This window comes from Endozoicomonas sp. GU-1 (genome assembly GCF_027366395.1).
Lineage (GTDB): Bacteria > Pseudomonadota > Gammaproteobacteria > Pseudomonadales > Endozoicomonadaceae > Endozoicomonas.
The window spans coordinates 213,038-235,578 of the sequence record NZ_CP114771.1 but is presented as its reverse complement, the minus strand read 5'-3'; the positions used below and the strand labels follow the sequence as shown (position 1 = coordinate 235,578).

Below are 22,541 nucleotides of genomic sequence, written 5' to 3'. Positions count from 1 at the left end.
TCGATGATTCCTCAGGGCTTCCGACTAAAACTGCTGGTCACCTTAAATTGCTGCAGATATTGAACAACATCCAGATGCCCCATTTTCTCAGCAATGGAAAGTACATCCGTATTGTTGGCAGGGTTTGAGTAGCGAATGTCGGCACCCTGTTGATGCAGGTACATTACGGTATCCAGATGACCATAGTCTGATGCAGTCCAGATCGCGCTGCCAAAGTTCCGTCTTTCCACATTAACGTCAGCCCCCAGTTCAACAAAATACTTCACCACATCAATATGCCCACCTTGGCACGCCTTCCATAGCAGTTCAGAGATGTCAGGCCCGGGCGCAGTACTGAAATGGGTCTCGAATGCGCTGAGCAGATACTTTACCGCTTTCAGGTGGCCTTGACTTGACGCATGAATCAGCGCCGATGAAACGTGTGACGGTTTGATCAGCTGCTGTATGGTGTACTCTTCAAACAGGTATTCCAGTACGTGGCAGTGACCTCCCAGGGCGGCGACAAAAAGCAAAGCATCTGCATCAATTGCTGCGGATTTATGAGCCAGAAGCATGACCAGCTCAAGGTGCCCCTTCGATGCAGCCTCAACAATAGGCGTATCGAGCGCGGCGTTGGCGTTAATATCTGCGCCTTTTTCCAGCAGGAGTTTGACCAGTCCACAGTGCCCCCCGGCGCAGGCCTGACACAACGGAGTTTGCTGGCCTGAGCAATTGGCTTCAATGTCTGCCCCCCTGTCAAGTAGCCACGTGACAGCTGCGATTGAGCCACTGCGGGCCGCAGCAGAGATCGGGGAATCGTAACCCTCCCCATTAACGTTGATGGCTGCCCTGCTGGCAATGTAATTCATCATCACCACCTTGCCACCCTCAGCCGCTTGCCGGAACAGAGTGGCGCTGAGGTGGGTAGTGCCAAGATTCAGATTCAGGTGCCTCAGCAGGAACCTCAACAGTTCCACATTACCAGAATGGGCCGCTGCCTCAAGAGGGTGCGGGTTTGTCTGGGAGTAGGTATTACCACATCCGGCGTTGATATCCGCCCCCTGCTCAAGCAGATATTTGACCATTGGCAGGTAGCCGCTGCGACAGGCAGCCCAGATCAAGGTTTTACTGCCGGTTTCGCCATGGCTATTGTTTGCACCTCGCTCAAGCAGTAACTTGACCTGCTCGAAATGGCCATTGATTGCCGCAACATAAACCGGGGTACGCTGACCGGTACTGTGGTTATCAATGTGCTCGCCGAGATTGAGCAGATACTCGATTAGATTGGTCGATCCCATTCTGGCCGATTGGTAAATCAGAGCATCCATGCCCCGGCAACCGACTTGTAACCGGGCACCGTTCTCTTTCAGAAACTTCACCACATCCTGATGGCCTGCATGAATGGCCCAGTACAGTGGAGAACTAAAACCTGTGGTACTGCCCGCCTGAATGTCTGCCTTATATTCCAGCAGGACCCTGACTATCGCCAGATGCCCTGAAACGGCTGCCATCACAAGAGGCCCATAGAGAGAGCCTTTTGCGTCAGGAAGTGCCCCCTTAGCCAGCAGAAGTTTTACCACTTCAAGCTTGCCAGCCCCGACTGCCAGCCAGAGTGGGGTGCACTGAGCCCCCATCTTAATAGTCCTGCCCAGACGGGCTATAACATGAGAGGACGTCCCGTGAATGCTGACAGGTTGTTGATCCAATGTTGCCATCTGCTCGGAGAGGTCACCATTAACATCGGCCCCCCGTTGCAGCAAACCTGAAATGGCGAGGATTTTTCCATTCAGGATTCCAGAGACAAATTGTCTTTGCCAGTTTTCCGGCAAGGCTCGTGGGTTATGATTCCATGATGGTGCAATGGCTCTTTTCGTCAGGGAAGTGACGGGGACAGCGGGGTTGCAGGCAGGCGCTTTTGGCAAGGCAGGAAAAACAGGGGCTGGCGACTTACCCCTGTGATCAGTGCCAGAGGGCGTTGTACCGGCCAATGTTCTCGGGCTAAGAGGACTGGAAACAGCATTATACATTTTGAAATTCCAATTCAGTTTTCGATAGCCCTATTTGACATTTATTTCCCTTTTTTTATCCCCCGGATGTTTATTTAACAGCAAAGACAGCCAGAGATTTTATAACCACGACAGTGTAGGGCCGGTCTATCAAGTTTTACCGACAGTGGTCACAGCGGCGAAGATTCTGCTACCAATATTCTCAGACAGGCACACCGCTGTGAAATCGGATTTTACTCATTTTTTGACTCATCGATCGAGGAAAAGTGCTCCCCGGGTTTCCGACAAAGACTGCTGGTCATTGGGAGAAAAATGATTAAGCTGCTGCAGGTATTGAGCAACATCCTGATGACCCATTTGCTCAGCTATGGAAAGTACATCCGTATCGTTGGCAGGGTTTGAGTAGTGAATGTCGGCACCCTGTTGATGCAGGTACATGACGGTATCCAGATGACCATACTTTGCTGCAGTCCAAACCGCGCTACCAAAGTTCTGGCTTTCCACATTCACGTTAGCCCCCAGCCCAGCAAGATACTTCACGACATCAACATGCCCACTTTGGGCCGCCATCCAGAGCGGTTTAGAGATGTCAGGCTTGGGCGCAGTACTGAAATGGGTCTCGAATGCGCCGAGCAGGTACTTTACTGCGTTCAGGTGGCCATGAAAAGAGGCTTGAATGAGTGCCATTGAAACGTGTGACGGTTCGATACGCTGCAGTATTGTGTGCTCTTCAAACAGGTATTCCAGTAAGGGGCAGTTACCTACCAGGGCGGCGACAAAAAGCAAAGAACCTGCATCAATTGCTGCGGATTTGTGAACCAGATGCTTGACCAGCTCAAGGTGCCCATTCAATGCAGCCCCAATGACAGGCGTGTGGAGACTTTCGTTAGCATTAACATTAGCATTAACATCTGCGCCTTTATCCAGCAGGTATTCCGCCATCTTCCCAAGCCCCTTCTGCGCTGCTATGTAGATAGGGGTACGAAAACCTGAAGCATCAGCATTGACGCTGACGCCCCTGTCAAGCAGGTATGCCACGGTATCAATACTGCCAGCTCTGGCCGCAAAATAGATTGGCGAATCCCATCCTGTATTGCCGTCAAGTCTTGCGCCCTTGCTGACCAGGGATTTGACCAGTTTAAAGTGCCCCCCGGCGCAAGCCTGACACAGTGGAGTTTGTTTGCCTGAGCAGTTAGCCTCAATGTTTGCGCCCCTGTCAAGTAGCCACTTCACCGCTTCGATAGAGCCACTGCGGGCCGCTGCTGAGATCGGGGAATCCCAACCCGTCTCATTAATGTTGATAGTTGCCCTGTTGGCAATGTAATCCATCATCACCACTTTGCCACCCTCAGCAGCGTGGCGGAACAGAGTCGCGCTGAAGTCGGGGGTGTTGATAGTCAAATTCTGATGCTCCAGCAAGTACGCCAACAGTTGCCAATTGCCAGAATGAGCAGCAGCCTCGATGGGATGGGGTTCTGTCCAGGGGTAGGTATTACCGCCGCCCGCGTTGATGTCCGCCCCCTGATCAAGCAGATATTTGACCATTTGGAGGTTGCCGCTGTAACAGGCAGCCCAGATTAAGGTTTCGCAACCGGTTTCGCCATGGCTATTGTTTGCACCTCGCTCAAGCAGTAACTTGACCTGCTCAAAATGGCCATTGATTGCCGCAGCATAAACCGGGGTACGCTGACCGGTACTGTGGTTATCAATGTCTTCGCCGCGATTGAGCAGATACTCTATTAAATTGGTCGATCCCCTTCTGGCTGATTCGTGAATCAGAGCGTCCATGCCCGGGCAACCAACTTGCAAATGGGCACCGTTCATTTCCAAAAACTCCACCACATCCTGATGGCCAGCATGAACGGCCCAGTACAGTGGAGAATTAACACCTGTGGTACTGCCAGCTTGTATGTCTGCCTTATATTCCAGCAGGACCCTGACTATCTTCAGATGCCCTGCAACGGCTGCCATCTCAAGAGGTGCAAAGCGATAGTCCCTGGCATCAGGGAGCGCCCCCTTAGACAGCAGAAGTTCTACCACTTCAAGCTTGCCAGCCCCGGCTGCCAGCCAGAGCGGGGTACACAGAACCCCCAGCCCGGCAGTCTTGCCCAGGCGAACTGTAACAGAGGGGTGCGTCCCGTCAATGTTGACAGGTTGTTGAGCCAATTTTGCAATCTGGCTGGAGAGGTCGCTGTTAACATCTGCACCTTGTTGAAGTAATCCTGAAATGGCCTCGATTTCTCCATTCAGGATTCCAGAGACAAATTGCCATTGCCAGTTTTCCGGCAAGGGTTGTGGGTTATGATGCCTTGATGGTGCGATGGTTCTTTCCGTCAGGGCAGCGGCGGGGACAGGGCTGTTGTGAGCAAGGGAAGTTTCTTTTGGCAAGGCAGGAAGAACAGGGGCTAACGACTGATCCGTGGCATCAGGGCCAGAGGGAGTTGTACCGGCGAAAGTGCACTGGCTATCAGCACTGGAAACTGCACTATACATTTTGTAATTCCAATTCAGTTTTCGATAGCCCTGTTGGACATTTATTTCCCTTTTTTTATCCCCCGTACGTTTATTTAAAAGCAAAGACGGCTAGAGATTTTAAAACCACGACAATGCAGAGCCGGTCTATCACGTTTTACGTACAGTCGACACAGCAGCGAAACCCCTGGTACCGATATTCTCAGACAGGCACACCACTGTGAAAACGGAATAGTTTGTCCGGCGACTCAATGGCATCCTGTTCAATCCCGGCGAATATCGCCACCCGGTCAGCCACTGACCCGCCATTAATGGCCTCTGCCAATGCCAGATAGTCCTGAAAATGTCGACTTTCAGACTTCAATAATGACCGATAAAACTTCTTCAATTCATCGTCCAGCCATGGCGAGAGTGCCGCAAAACGCTCACAGGAACGGGCTTCAATAAACGCTCCCATCACCAGGGTATCGACCAGCCTGAATGGTTCAAACGTTCTGATGGCAGCACTTAACTGCCCCGCATAACGACCGGCTTCCAGGTAAACATAGGGAATATCCCTGCGAGCCATAATGGCCAGAACCTGCTCATAGTGCCGCAACTCTTCACGGGCCAGTCTGGACATTTTGTTCAGCAGGCTTAACTGATCTTCTATTCTGAGTTGCAGCCCACCTTTCTGCTGTTCACAGCGGCCATTACCCCGGACGAACGTCCCGGTGCGATAACGGCTCATGATCGCCATCGCTGATTGAGCGGCCTTCAGTTCATTATTTGCATGATCTGTAAGAATTAGAGGTAAGTTTTCAGGCTTACAAGCTTCTTCAATCCACTTTTGAGGGGTGGGACAGGGTAAGAAATCTAAGATATGGAAAATGTCTACGATCATATGGCCTCCAGTCTGGAAGTTATGATATGTGGTTAATTCGACTGATAACAGTGGTTCGTGTGGTTGGTTACAGGCTGTATCTGGATTAGGGGGTGATGGCGATACGCTGGAGGATAGCTTTTTAATACTTACAACAGAATCAAAAGACAAACCGCCAACAAGGAAGAAGCTTCAAAGCAGGCGAAAATCGCAAGAGAGCAGTATCTCCAGTCAATCCATTCAGCTGGAAACTCCGGTGGATTAACACTGACTTCTAATTCAGTTGGAACAAACCAGAGTTCCAGTAAAAATTCAGATGGTAAAAATCAGAGGTCAGATCTTTAATCTTTGCCTTGCACAAAGAAAGGTCTGCCACCTGAGGAGCCTGCAAGCATCCGTTATGACTACCTTACATCACGTTGTACGTCGTTAATCGTAAGTTTCTGTCTCTCCTTTAATATAGGAAAAGCGTCAAAATAATCGAGAGGTGCTCTCCCTTCCAGAAGTTTTATCATACCTTTTGTACCTGTTTTAGCATCCACGTAATGGTAAAGGGGCAGGCCCATCTCGTCAGCAATGTCCCGTGCGGCATCAATGAACAATAAATTACGCTTATCCGGATAGCCTTTTTCAAGCAATAACGCAGGGCAATCATCCTGATCCAGCACCATGCGAATCACACTTCTGCTGAGAATATTTCCTTTTTGGTTCTTTATGACAATCATGGCATTGCGTCCATCCATCACATAACTCATCAGTCCACTTCTAAAACTCAGGGCGTCAGGTGATAGACAGCTTTTAACTTCAAGCCCACTGATAAAAAGATCCCACGGGTCCTCTGTCAGCTCCAGGGTTTCCCCGTGGGACAAGAGCTTGTTTCGGGTTTCCTCGCTGAAACCACTGAAGTTAGCTCCCCAACCTGCTTCCAATCGGGGATATTTCTTGTAAATGGCCCGCAGGTGTGGATTGTGCAGCGGTGACTGCCTGCTCTGAATAAAGGTATTGTTAACGCTGGTCTCTATAAACTGATGGATAAGGTTTATAACTGCTGCATTCCCCTCTTCTATCATTGATACCATGTACAAAGGCAGGAGATGGTGATGTCGTTGTTTCATCAGCCATTGTGAGAACTCTTTATTGACGCCCACCAAAGCGTCAGCCCCTTTTTCTGCGATCAACGATGGTAATCCTTCCTTCTGACAGCTGAAACCCGTGCTGTCCAGAAATTGATTTAACCTGTCTCCCATGCTGAATACCATATAAAGCCAGCCCAGTTTTTCATAAGTCAGACTTTGGGTAAGCTTTTTCAGAATCGGCATTACCATGGCCTTATTGATAACCTCGCTGGCCATTGCCTGCTCCATAGTAGCCAGCCACAAGTGGAAAACCTTGCCATCTTTCATCTTTCGCCTGCTGGCGCTGGAGGCTTGCAAAGATTTACAGAGTTCCTCAATGTCATCTTCTGAGAGTACATCGGGTACAAATGCCAGCCATTGCAGCGGTGCCATTCGCAAATGCTCCCCGCCCTTGATTCCGGGCTCACCCAATATTTTCTGTATTTTCGGGGTACTCTGAACCAGACGAGCCAGCCCAGCGATCAAATAAGGAATATTTTTTTTATTGCCATGTTCCATGATGGCCCTGACAAAATGAACCAATACTGAAGTAGCCATTATTTCTTTGGATGATTTGCAGGCGGCAATGATCATTAAAAGTCGATGCACTTTCGCTTTGATATCGGGCTTGCCTTCAGGTAGTGATATACCAGCACATTCTTTTTCCAGGTCGTCAACTGCATCGAGCAATACCTGTGAATATTCCGGGGCTATCTTATCAATGTTTGCTCTCAGTACGATTAGATACTTGTCCAGCGGTTTGCTTTCAAGTAAAGCGAACCCTTTGATATCACTGAATTGTTTGAGCTTTTTAAACTGTAAGGCGACAGGTGCCGGTGCTTTCAAACAATTGGCCAGGATACTAATATAGCGGCAATAATCGATGGAGCCGGGTTGTTTCGACAAATAGGCCAGCTCTTTAGCAATATGCCAGATGGTAGCCGGATGGTCATTATTTGGCTCGATGATATAAAGAACAGACTTAATGTACGACATTAACTCAGCAATATCAGCCTGCTGTGAAAAACCGGAACAGGCTGCATAGAGATACAGCAATCTTCTTGCATAGATCTGGAAATTTATATAATCCTCAGCGTCTAAAAAACGGCCGTCCCATCCAACTTTTGGGATAAATTTTTTTTCAATATTGTCAACTTCACACAACAGCTGTCTGGAAAGTTCGTTTTTTTCCGATTTAAGGGGTTGTCTGGCCTCCAAAATCTGTCCCTGAGCATTTTATCAGCTCTTAATGCTGTCAACTGCTCATTAATGACATTGTCCACCTCTGGCAGAGAAGGCGTATCAGGTAGGCGCTGAAACAGGTTCTTTGCCTTCTCAAAACCGATGGATAACGGAATCCTCGCAAGTATCCAGTAGCTATCATGAAGTGGACATTTATTCTGTTGTTTCTCCTCTTCTTCAGCTGCCAACAAAATCAGGAGCTTTTGAGCCCCATTTAAAGATGTTGTTCTGTTTAGCCTTATCAGCGTATTCTCAACATCAAGTTTCAGGCACTCAAGGAAAACGGCACATTGCACTTCATTGGTTGGTGACTTTTCTATTGCCTCAAATTGAAATTGACCCACCAGATTCCTGGCAGCCATCTGTATAGCTTCAGCTCTTGAATCAAAGGGTTGTATCTCAAGATTAACCTGCCGTTCAGATAGCGGTTTACTCCCGCTAGTAATGAAGGATCCCTCTGACATTAACTGCTCATTTTTGATAGGTAAAACTTCAGTTTCTGGCATTACTTTACGAAGTTTACCGGGCAGTAAAGGGTCGTCTGTTGCAGTTGTCGGTCTTTTTCGAGCAGTTTTCTCTGAGCAATCGGTGTTGCCATCCTGTCGCTTTACCTGCCTGCCCAAGTAATGAACGGAGTCACCTACCGCTTCTTCTGAAAAGTCAATGGGTGGCTGTATGTTCAAATCACACAACTGTTGACCCAAACCATTTGATTGACAAGATTCCAATTTACCTAGCTCTATTGTGGGCTGTCTTTAAAGTACCGGTCTGATTGAATCAAACCGAATAATACTGTTTCTGACTGTTAATCCAGTCTGTACCAAACTGGGACGATCTTTCCGCTGCGACAATGGCCAATGTATCAACCCTGACATCGCTAATCAGTGTGATGGGAAAAACGATTGCCGTGATTACTCGGATGAGCAGGAATGCACACAGGAAAAATGTACCGAGCTGGGACGACCTTTCCGCTGCGACAACGGCCAATGTATCAACCTTGACATCGATAATCAGTGTGATGGAAAAAACGATTGCCGCGATGGCTCTGATGAGAAGCCGGAGTTCTGTACACAGGTCGAATGCGTGTTACTGGACCGCCCTTTTCGCTGCGACAACGGCCAATGTATCGACATTGGCCGCGATAAGCTATGTGATGGGAGTTGGGAGTGTAACGATGGCTCTGATGAGGATTGTACCCAGAACACATGTCGCAGGTTAGGACGCTTTATCTGTGGCGACGACACATGTATTCCCGCTGTTTGGCAATGTGATGGAACAAAAGATTGTAAAGATAACTCAGATGAGCGGGCGCAGTTATGCAACCGAAACTCTACACAAACCACACCCCTTGTACAAACAACAACGACGGGACCCAACACAACGCTTGCACAAGCAACCATGCCTTCACCCACCATGCCTGTGGCTAATACTACCGATATTGAATTGGAATCCTCAGCCGGATGGTCTGCTTATACAACGGCAACACAAACCCCAATGCCTGGACAAACCCCGACACCGGGACCCAACACAACGCTTGCACAAGCAACCATGCCTTCACCCACCATGCCTGTGGCTAATACTACCGATATTGAATTGGAATCCTCAGCCGGATGGTCTGCTTTTACAACGGCAACACAAACCCCAATGCCTGGACAAACCCCGACACCGGGACCCAACACAACGCTTGCACAAGCAACCATGCCTTCACCCACCATGCCTGTGGCTAATACTACCGATATTGAATTGGAATCCTCAGCCGGATGGTCTGCTTTTACAACGGCAACACAAACCCCAATGGCTGGACAAACCCCGACACCGGGACCCAACACAACGCTTGCACAAGCAACCATGCCTTCACCCACCATGCCTGTGGCTAATACTACCAATATTGAATTGGAATCCTCAGCCGACTCCTCAAACGAACTCTCAGCCTATGCCTGGTACGCTATACCCGCTGTTTTGACAGTGGGAGCCGCCACATACGGCCTTTGCGCTTATGCCAGTTACAGGGCCATCAAGCAGACAAATCCGGCACTATCAACAGGACAGGCTTTATCACAATCACTCAGGCATCCGCTGTCTTTCCAGCGGACTCAATATCAACCAGCTGCTTTAGCTGACTTACCAACTGGCTCTGGAAGAACGCCGGAAGTACTTGAAATGCATACACTCGTTTAGATAATTGGCTTTTCAGGGTATTAAACGTTTCCTTTTAATGCATAAGCTTGCAGAGCACCATTGCGCTGAACGACAGAAAACAGTTCTTTAAACGGCGTCTTCAACCCAATGGATGGGGTTCGGATCAATAACTTCTCTCATTCGAGTATCGGAAGGGACTTTACCGTCTTTTACATGATGGAGTTTTTCAAGATTCCCATAAGATCTCTTTTATAAATACAAATACTCATGGAATAACATTCACATACTCCTAACTGCACAGCATTTTATTGACTCAAGTCATAAAAACATCAGTTCCTCTCATGCATGATGGAACTATAACAAACAGAATAATCAGCAAGAGAGGAAAAAACATGCGTGGAATTACCAAGGTTCTGGCCGTTGTTGATACCAGAAAGGAAGAGCAGCTTGCCCTTGAACGGGCCAGCCAGATCTGCCGGGTAACAGGTGCTGCCCTGCATATTCTTGCGCCAAACCCCAGGGCCGATGGTGAATCAATGGTTCGCCTGGAAGCACTGGCTGAGCCACTGATGGCTGAGGGTCAGGAAGTTTATCTGCATGAAACATGGAATGGCTCTGTTATTGAAACCATTATCCATGTGCGTCAGATGGAACGCTGCCACCTGGTAGTTAAAGATGCCAAGTTAATCACCGCCCTCAAGAAAGCCTTTTCTACGCCTGAAGACTGGAGCCTCCTCCGCCGCTGCCGGGTTCCTGTCCTGCTGGTGCAGGATAATAGTGACTGGACCAAAGGCAAAATCCCTCGCGGCCATTAATGCCGACCCGAGAGACCATTATCACAGCATTCTTAACCAGGCGATCCTGCAATACGCGACGGACATCGCCAGTGAGTTTTCATCAGAGCTGCATCTGGCCACCGCCTACCCGACAACGATGCTGGCGATTCAGGATCACGGTGATGGACGGACTGACAAGGACTACTACGAAAAGCATTGTCAGGAATATGCCCGGGAGTTCAATCTCAATGAAGACTATTTCCATATTGAACCCGGTCCAACCGAGACCATGATCCCCGCGCTGCTGCAAGACATTGATGCCAAACTGCTGATTCTTGGCACTCACGCAAGAACCGGCATCAGCGCCCTGGCTATTGGCAATACCGCCGAACAGCTGATCTCCGAGGTCAAAACCGATATTCTGGTACTGCAGCCAAAACATCACATGATCCCACTGGAGCGCGAACTGGGGAAATAAGCCCACACTATAGCTGCCAGCCTCCATCCTGGCAGCCACTTCAAAATAATTCAGTCACGAAACCGGATAAAGCGGCTAAAAACTTCTATATTGTTCTAGGGTCTGCCGGACTTAAGACTGTCCTACTGCGGTTGCGATAAATTGGTCTAAAAATTCCTGCTTTTTCGTCAAATAGCCCCGCTATTCTCCTCAGAAGCAGAAATTTTTATCCTCAATTTCTCGCAATCCTCGCTACGGACGCTTAAGTCCGACAGGCTCCTGGTTTTCTCCCATCATCTGTTTTTCCAGCAAGAGATACACGTCAGGCTGATTGTGTTTCACCACCTGCCCAGGTTTTTCCCTGAGCCAAGCGAAGCCAGAGGCGGATCACCCATCTTCTGGTATTTTCTTTCCACATAACTGGTAATTCCCTGAGACTGGATATGAACAAGAAAGAACTGGTTGAGCAAGTCGCTGAACAAGCTAACCTGTCCCGAAGCAAGGCCGAGCTGGTTATCAATGCCTTTATCAGCAACACACAGGAGACACTGGCAAGCGGCGACATCGTTCAACTTATTGGTTTTGGCACATTTTCGGTAGCAGATCGGGCGGCAAGGAAGGGGCGCAATCCACAAACCGGTGAAGAAATTCATATCCCCGCCTGCAAACTTCCTCAGTTCAAGCCGGGCAATAAGTTCCGGGAAATGATCAAATAGTCTGAAACTGTTCCCCAAAAAGCGAAAAAGCGCCGGTAAGGCGCTTTTGTCTGAGCGTATTTTGTTACTTTATGCCATGGCTCTCATCACATTCAGAATGGCTCTTTTCTTCATCAGGTTCATTCGATGTAATTGACCGATAATCTCCCCATCCACCTCCGAGTCACTGATGACCTCATCAGAGCTGACCAGGTACTGGTTTCCACGCCCGGTGGCCAGCCATTCGAAAGACACCTCAAGAATTTCAGCCATTTTTCGCAGATTCTCGAGACTGGGACTGCTCATACTGGTTTCCCACTGGGCCAGTGCACTTCTGGATACACCAATCAAATCCGCCAGAGCCTGCTGCGAAAATTTCTTGTCTTTACGGGAGCATAAAATCCTTGTTGTCAGGTTCATCCTTGCACACTCACGACAGGTTCAGAAAGATATGCCAGCAATACACACAGATACCCCGACATAATTATTTCACTATGTCATTCGGCCATTTCCTGAAAAGCGTTAGATTCAGCTGATGAAGGGAAAATACAGGAAGGAAAGCAGGCCACGGTCAGACCGTGGCCCGAAAAACATTACAGAGACAGCATCAGACCAGCGATGGTTGCACTCATAAGATTAGACAGAGTACCAGCAGCCACTGCCTTGATACCCATGCGGGCAATATCCTGACGACGGTGTGGTGCCATAACACCCAGACCACCCAGGAGAATAGCAATAGAAGACAGGTTGGCAAAACCACACAGTGCAAAAGTGATGATGATCTGCGTACGCTGTGACAGCACTTCAACACCGGCCGCCGCAGCCGCTTCAGGGTTCAGGTAATTAACAAAATCCATGTAAGCAACGAATTCGTTCACCACCAGCTTCTGGCCAATGAAACTGCCCGCTGTCACGATTTCATTCATTGGCACACCAATCAGGAAGGCCAGCGGACTGAACAGATAGCCGAGAATGATTTCAAGGCTCAGGTCAGGGTAGTCAAAGAAGCCACCAATCCAGCCCATGATACCGTTAACCATGGCGATCAGGGCAATGAACGCGAGCAGCATGGCACCAACGTTAGCGGCCAGCTTCATACCGGAAGAAGCACCAGAAGCGGCGGCGTCTATTACGTTGGCAGGCTTTTCATTGTCACCTTCGTCATCAACCAGCTCAGAATCATCTGGAGTATCGGTTTCCGGCTTGATCATCTTGGCCATCAACAGACCACCAGGTGCCGCCATGAAGCTTGCGGCGATCAGGTACTTAAGCTCAACACCCATGCCTGCATAACCGGCCAGAACAGAGCCAGCAACAGAAGCCAGACCACCCACCATGATGGCAAACAGCTCAGAATTAGTCATACGACCAATATAGGGTCTTACCACAAGAGGAGCTTCTGTCTGGCCAACGAAAATATTTGCCGTTGCCGACAGAGACTCTGTACGACTGGTACCCAGTACTTTCTGTAACGCACCACCCAGGAAGGTAACCACCTTCTGCATAACACCCAGATAGTAAAGAACAGCAACCAGGGAGGAGAAGAAAATGATAATCGGCAGTACGTTGATGGCAAAAATAAAGCCGACCTTGAAGTTACCCAGGTCACCAAACAGGAAGCCGATACCCTGATTGGCGTAGCTGATCACATTACTGACCGCGTTGGAGACACCACCAAGAATTTCCTGACCCAGGGGAACATAAAGAACCAACGCTCCCAGTCCGGCCTGAATGGCAAAGGCACCACCCACAGTTCGCAGGTTGATCGCTTTTCGGTTATCGGACAGTAAAAAGGCAAGTGCCAGAAGGCTGGCAATGCCCACCAGACTCATAAGTATTTGCATGGGAAAAGGTGACCTCAGATGGATGATCGGTGCCGACCGGTGACCCGGCCAGAACTTCAGATAAATCCGGGGGATTGTATAACCTGATTTACAAAAACAGAACCATTATCTGACACAACTGTTCAAAATTAGAACAGCTTCTGAGCGTAACATTGAGTCATATCAACAGAAGAAAAATAAACTGAACGATAATCGGCATCTATCTATTGAAGAATAAAATTGATCATAACCACAGACATCAGGCCCGGCTTGCACCAGGTTCTGAGCCATGGGACCACCCATATTGCCAAGGCCGATAAATGCAATCTTTGTCATTAATATCATCCTTATTCAAAATCGCCGGATCAGTCGTAATGCCACTCAGGTTTGCGCTTCTCAAGAAACGCACTGACGCCTTCCTGCTGATTCCTGCCATTGAACAACGTCAGGAACTGCTCCCTTTCCTCTGGCAAGGCATCTCTGGAAAATCCGGAACGCCCCATCTGGATCAGCTTTTTACAGGCCCTCAAGGCATCCGGACTCTGGTTTCCGGCATTGGCCGCAAGCGCTTTCGCCCGTTCAAGACTCTCACCACTGTCCACCATTTCCTCTACCAGTCCAATGGCCAATGCTTTTTCTGCGGTCACTTTCTCGCCGCAGAGAATCATGCGCTTGGCCCAGGCTTCGCCCACCAGCAGGGTAAGGTTCTGAGTTCCGCCGGCACAGGGTAATAACCCCACCGACGCTTCAGGCAGGGCCATAATGGCACCCTGTTCAGCGATGCGCAGGTCACAGGCCAGCGCCACTTCCAGCCCGCCCCCCATGGCATAACCGTTGATGGCTGCAATGCTGAGCCCCGAAAAGTTACTGAGGGCTTCAAAAGCCCTGCCAAAGCTTTGTGCAAATGGGCGAGCTTCCTCCGGGGTCAGGTTATCAAAGCGCTTTAAATCAGCGCCTGCACTGAAGAACTTCTCTGAAGCTGACGTGATCACCAGGGCAATCACATCAGGCTCACGGTTCAACTGGTGAATAATCTGCTCCAGCTCATCCAGGCTTTCTGGCGTCCAGGTATTGGCCGGTGGATTGTCCAGGGTGAGAATGGCGGTACGTTCTTCACAGGTGAGACGTAACTTTTCAGACATAATCACTGTAACTCCATACCGGTATCAGAAATGCTCTTGGAAAGTAAACGACGGGCGACAATCAAGCGCATAATTTCATTGGTTCCCTCCAGAATCTGGTGGACCCGGGTATCCCGCACATGTCGCTCCAGAGGGTACTCCCTGATATAACCATAACCGCCATGAATCTGCAGGGCCTCGTTACAGACCCTAAACCCGATATCCGTAGCAAAACGTTTAGCCATGGCACAGTATGCGGTTGCTTCCGGATCCTGATGATCCAGTTTGAAGGCTGCCAGTCGAACCATCTGCCGGGCAGCCACCAACTCGGTATTCATATCTGCCAGCTTGAATTGCAAGGCCTGGAAACCGGCCAGTTCACGACCAAACTGCTTGCGCTCTTTCATATAGGCCCGAGCCGTGTTCAGTGCCTGCTGCGCTGTACCTATAGAGCAGGTGGCGATATTGATTCGACCACCATCCAGACCTTTCATCGCAAAAGAGAAGCCCTGACCTTCCTTGCCCAGCAGGTGGTCTGCGGGTATACGAACATTGTCAAATGAAATCAGCCGGGTAGGCTGGGCATTCCAGCCCATCTTTTCCTCCTTCTTGCCGTACTGGATACCTGCCAGATTGGCGGGCACGGCAAAGGCCGAAATGCCTTTCGGACCGTCTTCGCCGGTTCTTGCCATCACCAGCAGCAGATCGGTACTGCCAGCCCCGGAAATAAACATTTTCGAGCCATTGAGCACATACTCATCGCCATCCCGCCCGGCGCTGGTTGTCAACGATGCCGCATCACTGCCCGCTCCGGGCTCGGTAAGGCAATAGGACGACAACTTGCTGCCACTGACCAGCCCTTCCCCCCAATCTGACTTTACCCGATCCGTGGCAAACTCACTGATCATCCAGGTAACCATATTATGAATGGTGATATAGGCGGTGGTAGCCGTACATCCCATGGCCAACTGTTCAAAAATAAGATGGGAATCCAGCCTGGACAGGCCCAGCCCTCCCATGGACTCATGGGTATACAGGGCACAGAACCCGAGATCACCCGCTGCCCTGATCACATCAACCGGGAAATGACAATCAAGATCCCACTGCGCTGCATGGGGGGCCAATTCGGCATCGGCAAATTGTCGGGCCAGATCACGAAAGGCAATCTGCTGTTCAGAAAGGTGATAATCCATATAAAAATGCCGCCTCTTGTTTTTTGTTATTTGTGAGGCCTGGGGCATGCGGCATTTTTATTAGTGGTTAGTGCATGCTCGCCAGGTTGGTGCACATGAAAGGTATCGATAAGTTTTATAACATCTCAACTGCAATAGCGGTAGCTTCTCCTCCACCAATGCAGAGTGAAGCAATACCTTTGGTGCCGCTGGTCTTTTTCAGGGCATGCAACAGTGTTACCAGAATGCGGGCACCGCTGGCACCCAGGGGATGGCCAAGAGCACAGGCACCGCCATGAATATTGACCTTATCATGATCCAGGTGCAGTTCACGAATGGCCATCATGGCCACTACGGCAAACGCCTCATTCACTTCAAACAGGTCCACCTCGCTGGCCTGCCAGTTAATTTTTTCCAGTAGCTTGCGGATGCAGTCTACTGGAGCAATGGTAAATTCTTCAGGCTTCTGAGCATGGCTTTGGTAGCCAATAATTCTTGCCAGAGGTTGTAAGCCCTGTGCTGCTGCATCACTTTCACGCATTAACACGAGCGCCGCTGCACCATCGGAAATAGAGCTGGAGTTTGCCGCTGTCACCGTGCCGTCTTTGCTAAAGGCCGGACGTAACTGACGGATTTTCTCCGGCCTGGCTTTGCCCGGCTGCTCATCAATATCAACCAGCCCTTTACGGGTTTCAACCGGCACAATTTCTTCCGCAAACGCACCAGAACTGATCGCTTTGCTGGCCCGTTCCAGAGATGCAAGGGCATAGTCGTCCATAGCCTCGCGGCCCAGGCCAAAGCGATCAGCGGTTGCCTGGGCAAAGACCCCCATGGCCACGCCCTGGTAAGCATCCTCCAGACCATCGGTGAACAGATGATCCTTGACCTGGCCATGACCCAGTCGCATCCCTCCCCTGGCTTTATCCAGCAGGTAAGGGGCATTGGTCATACTTTCCATACCGCCGGCCACTACCAGATCGGCTTCACCGGTTTTCAGCTGGGTTGCTCCCAGCATCACCGTTTTCATACCGGAACCGCAGATTTTGTTCACTGTTGTGGCTGGGACATGGTCTGGGATACCGGCATGCAGTGCCGACTGACGGGCAGGCCCCTGGCCGGTACCCGCTGGCAATACACAGCCCATCAGTACTTCTGATACATCCTCTGGAGCAACGCCTGCCCGCTCCAATGCTGACTGGATCGCAACAGTACCCAGGTCAACCGCTGTCATAGACGACAGGTTACCCTGAAATCCACCCATTGGGGTACGGGCAGCGGAAACAATAACAATGTTTTCCTGTGACAGGTTAAGTGCAGAAGACATAGTGAAACTCGCTTTTTCTGTCATTTATTCTTTCTGATTTGCAGGACAGCAGTCACTGTTTTTACTGTCTCTTTGCATCATAGCTTTATTGATAGCAGAAAACGACATCAAGGCAAAACCGAAATAGGCAATCCTATACCCGCTATTGATAGTCAGAGACAATGATGACTCCAGCAAACAGATGGCATGAAATAACTGCTTAAACGCACAACTCATTAAAAAAATAAGATAGTCATTTACCCTTACACTCACGTAGAATACCGAAACTTCTGCACTCTAATACAGGGGGCAGACTGTAGAAGTCTTGTTGATATACAGAGTCAATCTCTGACTGACGGAATTACCGGATGAAAAGCAGTATCCGACTGAGAGCACTGGAAAAGAAAGACCTGCGGTTTGTGCACTCTCTGAATAATAACCGCAGTATTATGTCCTACTGGTTTGAAGAGCCCTATGAGTCTTTCGATGAACTGGAAGATCTCTATGGCAAGCATATCCATGACAATACCGAACGCCGTTTTGTTGCTGAGCTTACGGCCACTGAAAATAACGAAGCTGAATCCATCGGCCTGGTAGAGCTGATCGAAATGGACTACGTGCACCGCAAGGCAGAATTCCAGATCATTATCGCGCCAGGGCATCAGGGGAAAGGCCATGCCCGTGTCTTGATCAAATCGGCCCTGGACTACGCCTTTACCATACTCAACCTGAACAAAGTGTATCTGGTAGTGGCCGTCAACAATGAGAAAGCCATTCACCTTTATCAACAAACTGGCTTTATTGAAGAAGGTCGAATGATTCAGGAATACTTCACCAATGGCCAATACTGTGACGTATTAAGAATGTACATTCTGCAGAGGGACTATCTGGACAAAACACGACCCCTGACCCTCTGATAGATGCGGCTGGTTTTTAACAACGCACACGCCGGAACTTTCCGGCGTAGTTTGAAGCAGTGAAACCCTTGACAGGCATCCCCATTTAACTTTGATATCCCGGGTATTCTCAAGCAGCGGCATCCCTGCCTTTCTGATCGACCTGTCAGATATCAATTACCTCAAAAGGCACCTGGGGATTCACATCAGCATCATAATCCACACCCTCAACACCGAAACCAAACAGCTTCAGAAACTCCTCTTTATAGAGGGTGTAATCGGTCAGCTCCGCCAGATTGTCATTGGTCAGCTGTGGCCAGATCTCCTGGCAGTGCTTCTGAATATCTTCTCTCAGCTCCAGGTCATCAAGGCGAAGACGGTTGCTGTCATCCACTGCCGGAGCCGCACCATCACCACGGTAAAGGCGCTCACGGAACATACGGTTGATTTGTTCGATGCACCCTTCGTGTACGCCCTCTTCCCGCATTTTCTTGAAAACCATGGAGATATAGAGCGGCATAACAGGAATCGCCGAACTGGCCTGAGTGACCACACTTTTCAGTACCGCGATATTGGCTGAACCGTGGATTGATTTCATCGAATCGTTGATGGCATGGGCTGTACGGTCCAGGTCTTTCTTGGCTTCACCCAGGGCACCATCCCAATAGATCGGCCAGGTCAGTTCCGTACCAATATAGCTGTAGGCCACTGTCTTGCACCCTTCTGCCAGAACGCCTGCGGCAGACAGCGCGTTCATCCACAGTGCCCAGTCCTGCCCCCCCATGACCGTAACCGTTGCTGCCACCTCTGCGTCAGTGGCCGGTTCCACCGTCGCTTCAAACAATGCATCCTTGTTGGTATCCACTGCGGTAGCGCGATATGGCTCACCCATCGGCTTCAGTACCGAGCGAATCACCTCGCCAGTATCCGGCAGTTTTCGCACGGGTGATGCCAGCGAGTAAACCACCATATCCACCTGGCCAAGATCCTGCCTGATCAACTCAATGGTCTTTTCTTTTGCTGCGTGGCTGAAGGCATCGCCATTCAGACTTTTGGCATAGAGGCCAGCTTCGTGGGCCAGCTGATCGAAGGCCGCAGAATTGTGCCAGCCCGCGGTTCCCGGCTTGCTTTCAGTAGCCGGCTTTTCAAAGAACACACCAATGGTGGCCGCACCGGAACCAAAAGCTGCGGTGATACGGGAAGCCAGTCCATAACCACTGGAAGCACCGATCACCAGCACTTTTTTGGGGCCATTGGCTACGGGACCCAGTGACCGGGTGTAAGCAATCTGCTCCTTCACATTGGCTTCACAACCTACCGGGTGAGTGGTTGTGCAGATAAATCCACGAATCCTTGGTTTAATGATCATCGTTGTCCCCAACAAGTGAAATCCGGTTCGAAAACCAGGGGCCAGTCATGAGCCCGTCTGTATGAATAACCCGGTAGCTTATCCAAAAGCCACACCACGGGAAAGAGATGGCGCGTATAAGTCGGTAGCGTTATGGATCGGTTTGTTAGGATTTGTAAAGAGCAGGCGAGGTGAGCGGTTATTGATAATGCCGATACAGCAGGATCTTCAGTAAAAAGGAATAACGTCCTGTGTGGCGTCTGGAAATAATACTAAAGTACCTTTTACTGCCTTTATGAAATATACAGGTTAACAGCCGATAGGTGGATTGTCAGTCATAGGTTATGGAGACTCCTGTGATACCTCCAGGTTACCCTTCAGAGAATCAGCCCCCGGTCGAGGTTAAAAAAGACTTTGCCAAGGCACCTCCGGTTGCGCCGCAAACACTCAGCTCTATAATCTCCGAACCTGGCACCTGCTTTACCAGCCTTGAACATCGCACTATCGGTCAAGTGGTCACTGATAACTGCCTGACAAAGCCAGCGACAAGGCCCGAACCGTTAACCTCTGCAGGTGTCTCTGACGCACCCGATACAGCGGTAAGCAGGCACATTAATCAAACCGTTGTCACATTAAGACTCAGTAATGCATTTAAGGGTGCCTGCCTCAAGCCCCTGCCACCATGGGTAGAGGTCGATCCTGATACATTGAATGATACCGCCTGGCTCGATCAATTCCTGAGCAAAGAGGATCAACAATGGGTTGATGTCGTATTAATTCAAGAAGGTAAGGCTTGTCCCCGGGTTAAGGGGCAAACGCCCGGGCTTAATCCCCTGCTGCCAATCGTAGCGGTGGTGAAACCCAGCCAGGCTTATAAAACAATCATTGCAGAGCAGACAAGGCACCCGGTTTCGAAACGCTGCCATTACCAATGGCTTGATCGGTCCGAACTGCAATCCCCAGAGCAGCAGGTGCTCAGTGTCTATCAGGGAAAAAGACCTGCTGCAGTTCTTGAATATCCATCGACCCTGGACCCCGGGATTGGTTCGGCAGAGTTATTTCCCGGTCTGGATACCAGGGTACTGGCCAACCCATTTGGTCAGGGTGTAACCATTATTGCACAACGCAGAGACGACCCACAGAGCAAATATTATGCGAACCGCCTGGAGGCCCTGGTCAAAAAAGAGTGGCACCAGGCAGAGGCTGATATAGCCAGAGGGGTTCCCAAAGATCTTGCCCTGCTTCATAGCCACATCAGAAACCTGCACAAGCGTGGCGAACTGGAACTGGTAAAACCTGATTGCATCAGGCGGGAGATCATCCATGCCCGTGAACAACTGTCAGCCTATAACCAGTCAGTCAACCCTGGTCAGTTAACACCAAAGCAGCTGGCCGTAAGGAAACAGGCTATTCAGGAACGGGTCACGGAACGCTTCAATCAACCCGCTGCTACCCAGCAACAACTGCTCTGTTTATCTGACCATAAGCAAGTATCCAGACCATTATCTGAAAAGATGAATACAGGTGCCGGAGAGCTTCTGGCTCACGAGATGATCAGTAACTATGAGCAGCTGTTAACCCGGGAAATACCCACTGAACAGACAGCGGCAGAACAGCAAGCGAAGCAGATTCTAACCAGTAATAGAGCAATCCAGAATGAAATAAGCAAAGTAATCGATCAGCACCATCATCACCCGGACCAGGTAAACCTGATGATTTTAAGGCATAAAATCACCGATCTCAGAAATGATCAACTGCTGCTGTTTCAGGTATTAGACTCACCGGCATTAACATCTATTGCCGGGAAAATCAGCTGGCAGGCAGCAATGGAGTTCAAGCGGGTTGGCTATGATCTGAACGATGAACTCACCCTTCCCGGCCGATGGACTGACCGACTTCTGGATCCTGACAATCCTCCCCGGGAGCTGGGTAGTGGCAGGGAAAATACGGTGTACCTGTTATCCTATAAAACCGGAAATGACACAGTAAAGCGGGTGTTCAAACCTGAACAGGCCGTTGACATCTCAAGCTGGAGAAAAATCATCTCTCCACAGTTGTACCACGACAGGTATCATCCCAATCTTACGGCCAGAAATCTGGCCACCGGCGAGATTGCCCGCCTGCTGGGCATGAACGTGATGCCCGATATGTCATTTTGCGAACATAACCACCAGATTGGACTGGAGATGGAACTGGCTTCAGGAGTATCAGCCAGGACCAGTGTACGTGCCAGTGCTGCTCCTAAACAAAAGAAAAAGCTGGCCCATCAGGAACTGCTGGATAAGCAGGGCAACCGGGAAATCAGGAGCAAAATATTCAGCGGCCTGGCTGACCTTGAGCTGTTGGATGCCATTTGTGCCCAACCAGACCGACATGATGGAAATTACTTCATAGACTACGAAACTGGCCGGGTCATCGGCATTGATAACGATACCTGTCTTTACCCGTTCAGAGACATCATTGCGCCATCCGCTGACAGTAAAAACGCCAGATACCGTAAAGGTTGCCGCGTCGGTTTTCCCCGGCTGATGACCCGCAAGTCTTATGATCGTTTACAGAAGCTTGATGCAGAAGTCTTGTGTGACTCACTACCAGCCTGCTTCGATCTGAACGTTAAAAACGCTCTGAAGCAACGAATATTCCTGATTCAGGAACACAGTCAGGCATTATTCTTTGCAGGGCGGATAGTCGATGACTGGGAATCGTGGCGTGACCCAACCACAAACGAATCCGCTATCGGGTTTCTCACTCTGCCAATGCATGACATTGTCAACAAAGAGCACAAGGCCCTTAAGGAAGAAGTGAGTCGTATCCAGCCTCTTCTCAGTAAATATCAGTCAAATGAACCACTGTCTGATCGGGAAAGGAATCTTGTCAGAGGTTATTTATGGAGAACTAAACTGCTGAGTAATGATGAAGTGAATCAGAGGCATGCTATCAGCCGAAGCTATTTTTACACGGCCATATATTATTGAACTGGCAGCATGATGTGAACAGCGCCATTGAACATGCCCTGGCCATTCTATAGTTGAAAACCAACTGTATTATTTCCCCCGGGTATCCGATAATTCGACGGAATAAATAGCCAGAAGATCAATAAATTTGACAGAATCCCAAGTCAATCTGGCCTATAGT

General features: G+C 49.7%; 18 protein-coding genes. 6 read left to right on the top strand and 12 right to left on the bottom strand.

Annotation, left to right across the window (positions count from 1 at the left end; genetic code table 11):
• Window positions 1-11: 11 nt before the first annotated feature.
• The 5 genes from O3276_RS01080 to O3276_RS01060 all read right to left on the bottom strand — a co-directional run bounded on the left by O3276_RS01080 (window position 12) and on the right by O3276_RS01060 (window position 8,404).
• Window positions 12-2,006 carry an ankyrin repeat domain-containing protein gene (locus O3276_RS01080; protein ID WP_269673974.1) on the bottom strand — a complete coding sequence of 665 codons (1,995 nt, stop codon included), beginning with the start codon at window positions 2,004-2,006 and terminating at the stop codon, window positions 12-14.
• Between the two features lie 228 nt (window positions 2,007-2,234).
• Window positions 2,235-4,478, bottom strand: coding sequence for an ankyrin repeat domain-containing protein (locus O3276_RS01075; RefSeq protein WP_269673973.1), 2,244 nt, complete (start codon window positions 4,476-4,478; stop codon window positions 2,235-2,237).
• A 181-nt stretch (window positions 4,479-4,659) separates the two neighbouring features.
• Window positions 4,660-5,340: a MiaE family protein gene (locus O3276_RS01070; protein WP_269673972.1), complete on the bottom strand. Its 681-nt coding sequence runs from the start codon at window positions 5,338-5,340 to the stop codon at window positions 4,660-4,662.
• Window positions 5,341-5,723: 383 nt separating this feature from the next.
• Window positions 5,724-7,430, bottom strand: coding sequence for a hypothetical protein (locus O3276_RS01065; protein ID WP_269673971.1), 1,707 nt, complete (start codon window positions 7,428-7,430; stop codon window positions 5,724-5,726).
• Window positions 7,431-7,531: 101 nt separating this feature from the next.
• Window positions 7,532-8,404, bottom strand: coding sequence for a hypothetical protein (locus tag O3276_RS01060; protein WP_269673970.1), 873 nt, complete (start codon window positions 8,402-8,404; stop codon window positions 7,532-7,534).
• A 355-nt stretch (window positions 8,405-8,759) separates the two neighbouring features.
• Here O3276_RS01060 and O3276_RS01055 point away from each other — a divergent pair, with 355 nt between their 5' ends.
• From O3276_RS01055 to O3276_RS01040, 4 genes are all read left to right on the top strand, one after another.
• Entirely contained in the window at window positions 8,760-9,854 is a 1,095-nt protein-coding gene (locus tag O3276_RS01055; protein WP_269673969.1) for a hypothetical protein, read from the top strand.
• A gap of 353 nt (window positions 9,855-10,207) precedes the next feature.
• Complete coding sequence (locus O3276_RS01050; protein WP_269673968.1) at window positions 10,208-10,630, top strand: universal stress protein; 423 nt, start codon at window positions 10,208-10,210, stop codon at window positions 10,628-10,630.
• Window positions 10,593-11,069 (top strand): universal stress protein, encoded by a 477-nt coding sequence (locus O3276_RS01045; protein ID WP_269673967.1) that lies wholly within the window; start codon window positions 10,593-10,595, stop codon window positions 11,067-11,069. The genes O3276_RS01050 and O3276_RS01045 overlap by 38 nt, the downstream gene beginning before the upstream one ends.
• Before the next feature lie 422 nt (window positions 11,070-11,491).
• Window positions 11,492-11,764: an HU family DNA-binding protein gene (locus O3276_RS01040; protein WP_269673966.1), complete on the top strand. Its 273-nt coding sequence runs from the start codon at window positions 11,492-11,494 to the stop codon at window positions 11,762-11,764.
• A gap of 69 nt (window positions 11,765-11,833) precedes the next feature.
• On the opposite strand, the gene O3276_RS01035 is transcribed toward O3276_RS01040, so the two are convergent.
• The 6 genes from O3276_RS01035 to O3276_RS01010 form a co-directional block, all read right to left on the bottom strand.
• Window positions 11,834-12,163, bottom strand: coding sequence for a helix-turn-helix domain-containing protein (locus O3276_RS01035; protein WP_101746298.1), 330 nt, complete (start codon window positions 12,161-12,163; stop codon window positions 11,834-11,836).
• A 173-nt stretch (window positions 12,164-12,336) separates the two neighbouring features.
• Entirely contained in the window at window positions 12,337-13,587 is a 1,251-nt protein-coding gene (locus tag O3276_RS01030; protein WP_269673965.1) for a NupC/NupG family nucleoside CNT transporter, read from the bottom strand.
• Between the two features lie 162 nt (window positions 13,588-13,749).
• Entirely contained in the window at window positions 13,750-13,869 is a 120-nt protein-coding gene (locus O3276_RS01025) for a hypothetical protein (RefSeq protein ID WP_442876583.1), read from the bottom strand.
• A gap of 62 nt (window positions 13,870-13,931) precedes the next feature.
• Window positions 13,932-14,708 (bottom strand): enoyl-CoA hydratase, encoded by a 777-nt coding sequence (locus O3276_RS01020; RefSeq protein ID WP_269673964.1) that lies wholly within the window; start codon window positions 14,706-14,708, stop codon window positions 13,932-13,934.
• Window positions 14,709-14,710: 2 nt separating this feature from the next.
• The gene (locus O3276_RS01015) at window positions 14,711-15,880 is read right to left on the bottom strand and encodes an acyl-CoA dehydrogenase family protein (RefSeq protein ID WP_269673963.1); all 1,170 of its coding nucleotides are present in this window, start codon (window positions 15,878-15,880) and stop codon (window positions 14,711-14,713) included.
• A gap of 115 nt (window positions 15,881-15,995) precedes the next feature.
• The gene (locus O3276_RS01010) at window positions 15,996-17,183 is read right to left on the bottom strand and encodes a thiolase family protein (protein WP_269673962.1); all 1,188 of its coding nucleotides are present in this window, start codon (window positions 17,181-17,183) and stop codon (window positions 15,996-15,998) included.
• A 347-nt stretch (window positions 17,184-17,530) separates the two neighbouring features.
• On the opposite strand from O3276_RS01010, the gene speG reads away from it, so the two are divergent.
• Window positions 17,531-18,079 (top strand): spermidine N1-acetyltransferase, encoded by a 549-nt coding sequence (gene speG / locus O3276_RS01005; RefSeq protein ID WP_269673961.1) that lies wholly within the window; start codon window positions 17,531-17,533, stop codon window positions 18,077-18,079.
• Window positions 18,080-18,224: 145 nt separating this feature from the next.
• Here speG and fabV read toward each other — a convergent pair whose 3' ends face one another.
• Window positions 18,225-19,427, bottom strand: coding sequence for an enoyl-ACP reductase FabV (fabV, locus tag O3276_RS01000; RefSeq protein WP_269673960.1), 1,203 nt, complete (start codon window positions 19,425-19,427; stop codon window positions 18,225-18,227).
• A gap of 335 nt (window positions 19,428-19,762) precedes the next feature.
• Between fabV and O3276_RS00995 the strand changes: the two genes are divergently transcribed.
• Window positions 19,763-22,381 (top strand): hypothetical protein, encoded by a 2,619-nt coding sequence (locus O3276_RS00995; RefSeq protein ID WP_269673959.1) that lies wholly within the window; start codon window positions 19,763-19,765, stop codon window positions 22,379-22,381.
• Window positions 22,382-22,541 lie beyond the last annotated feature (160 nt).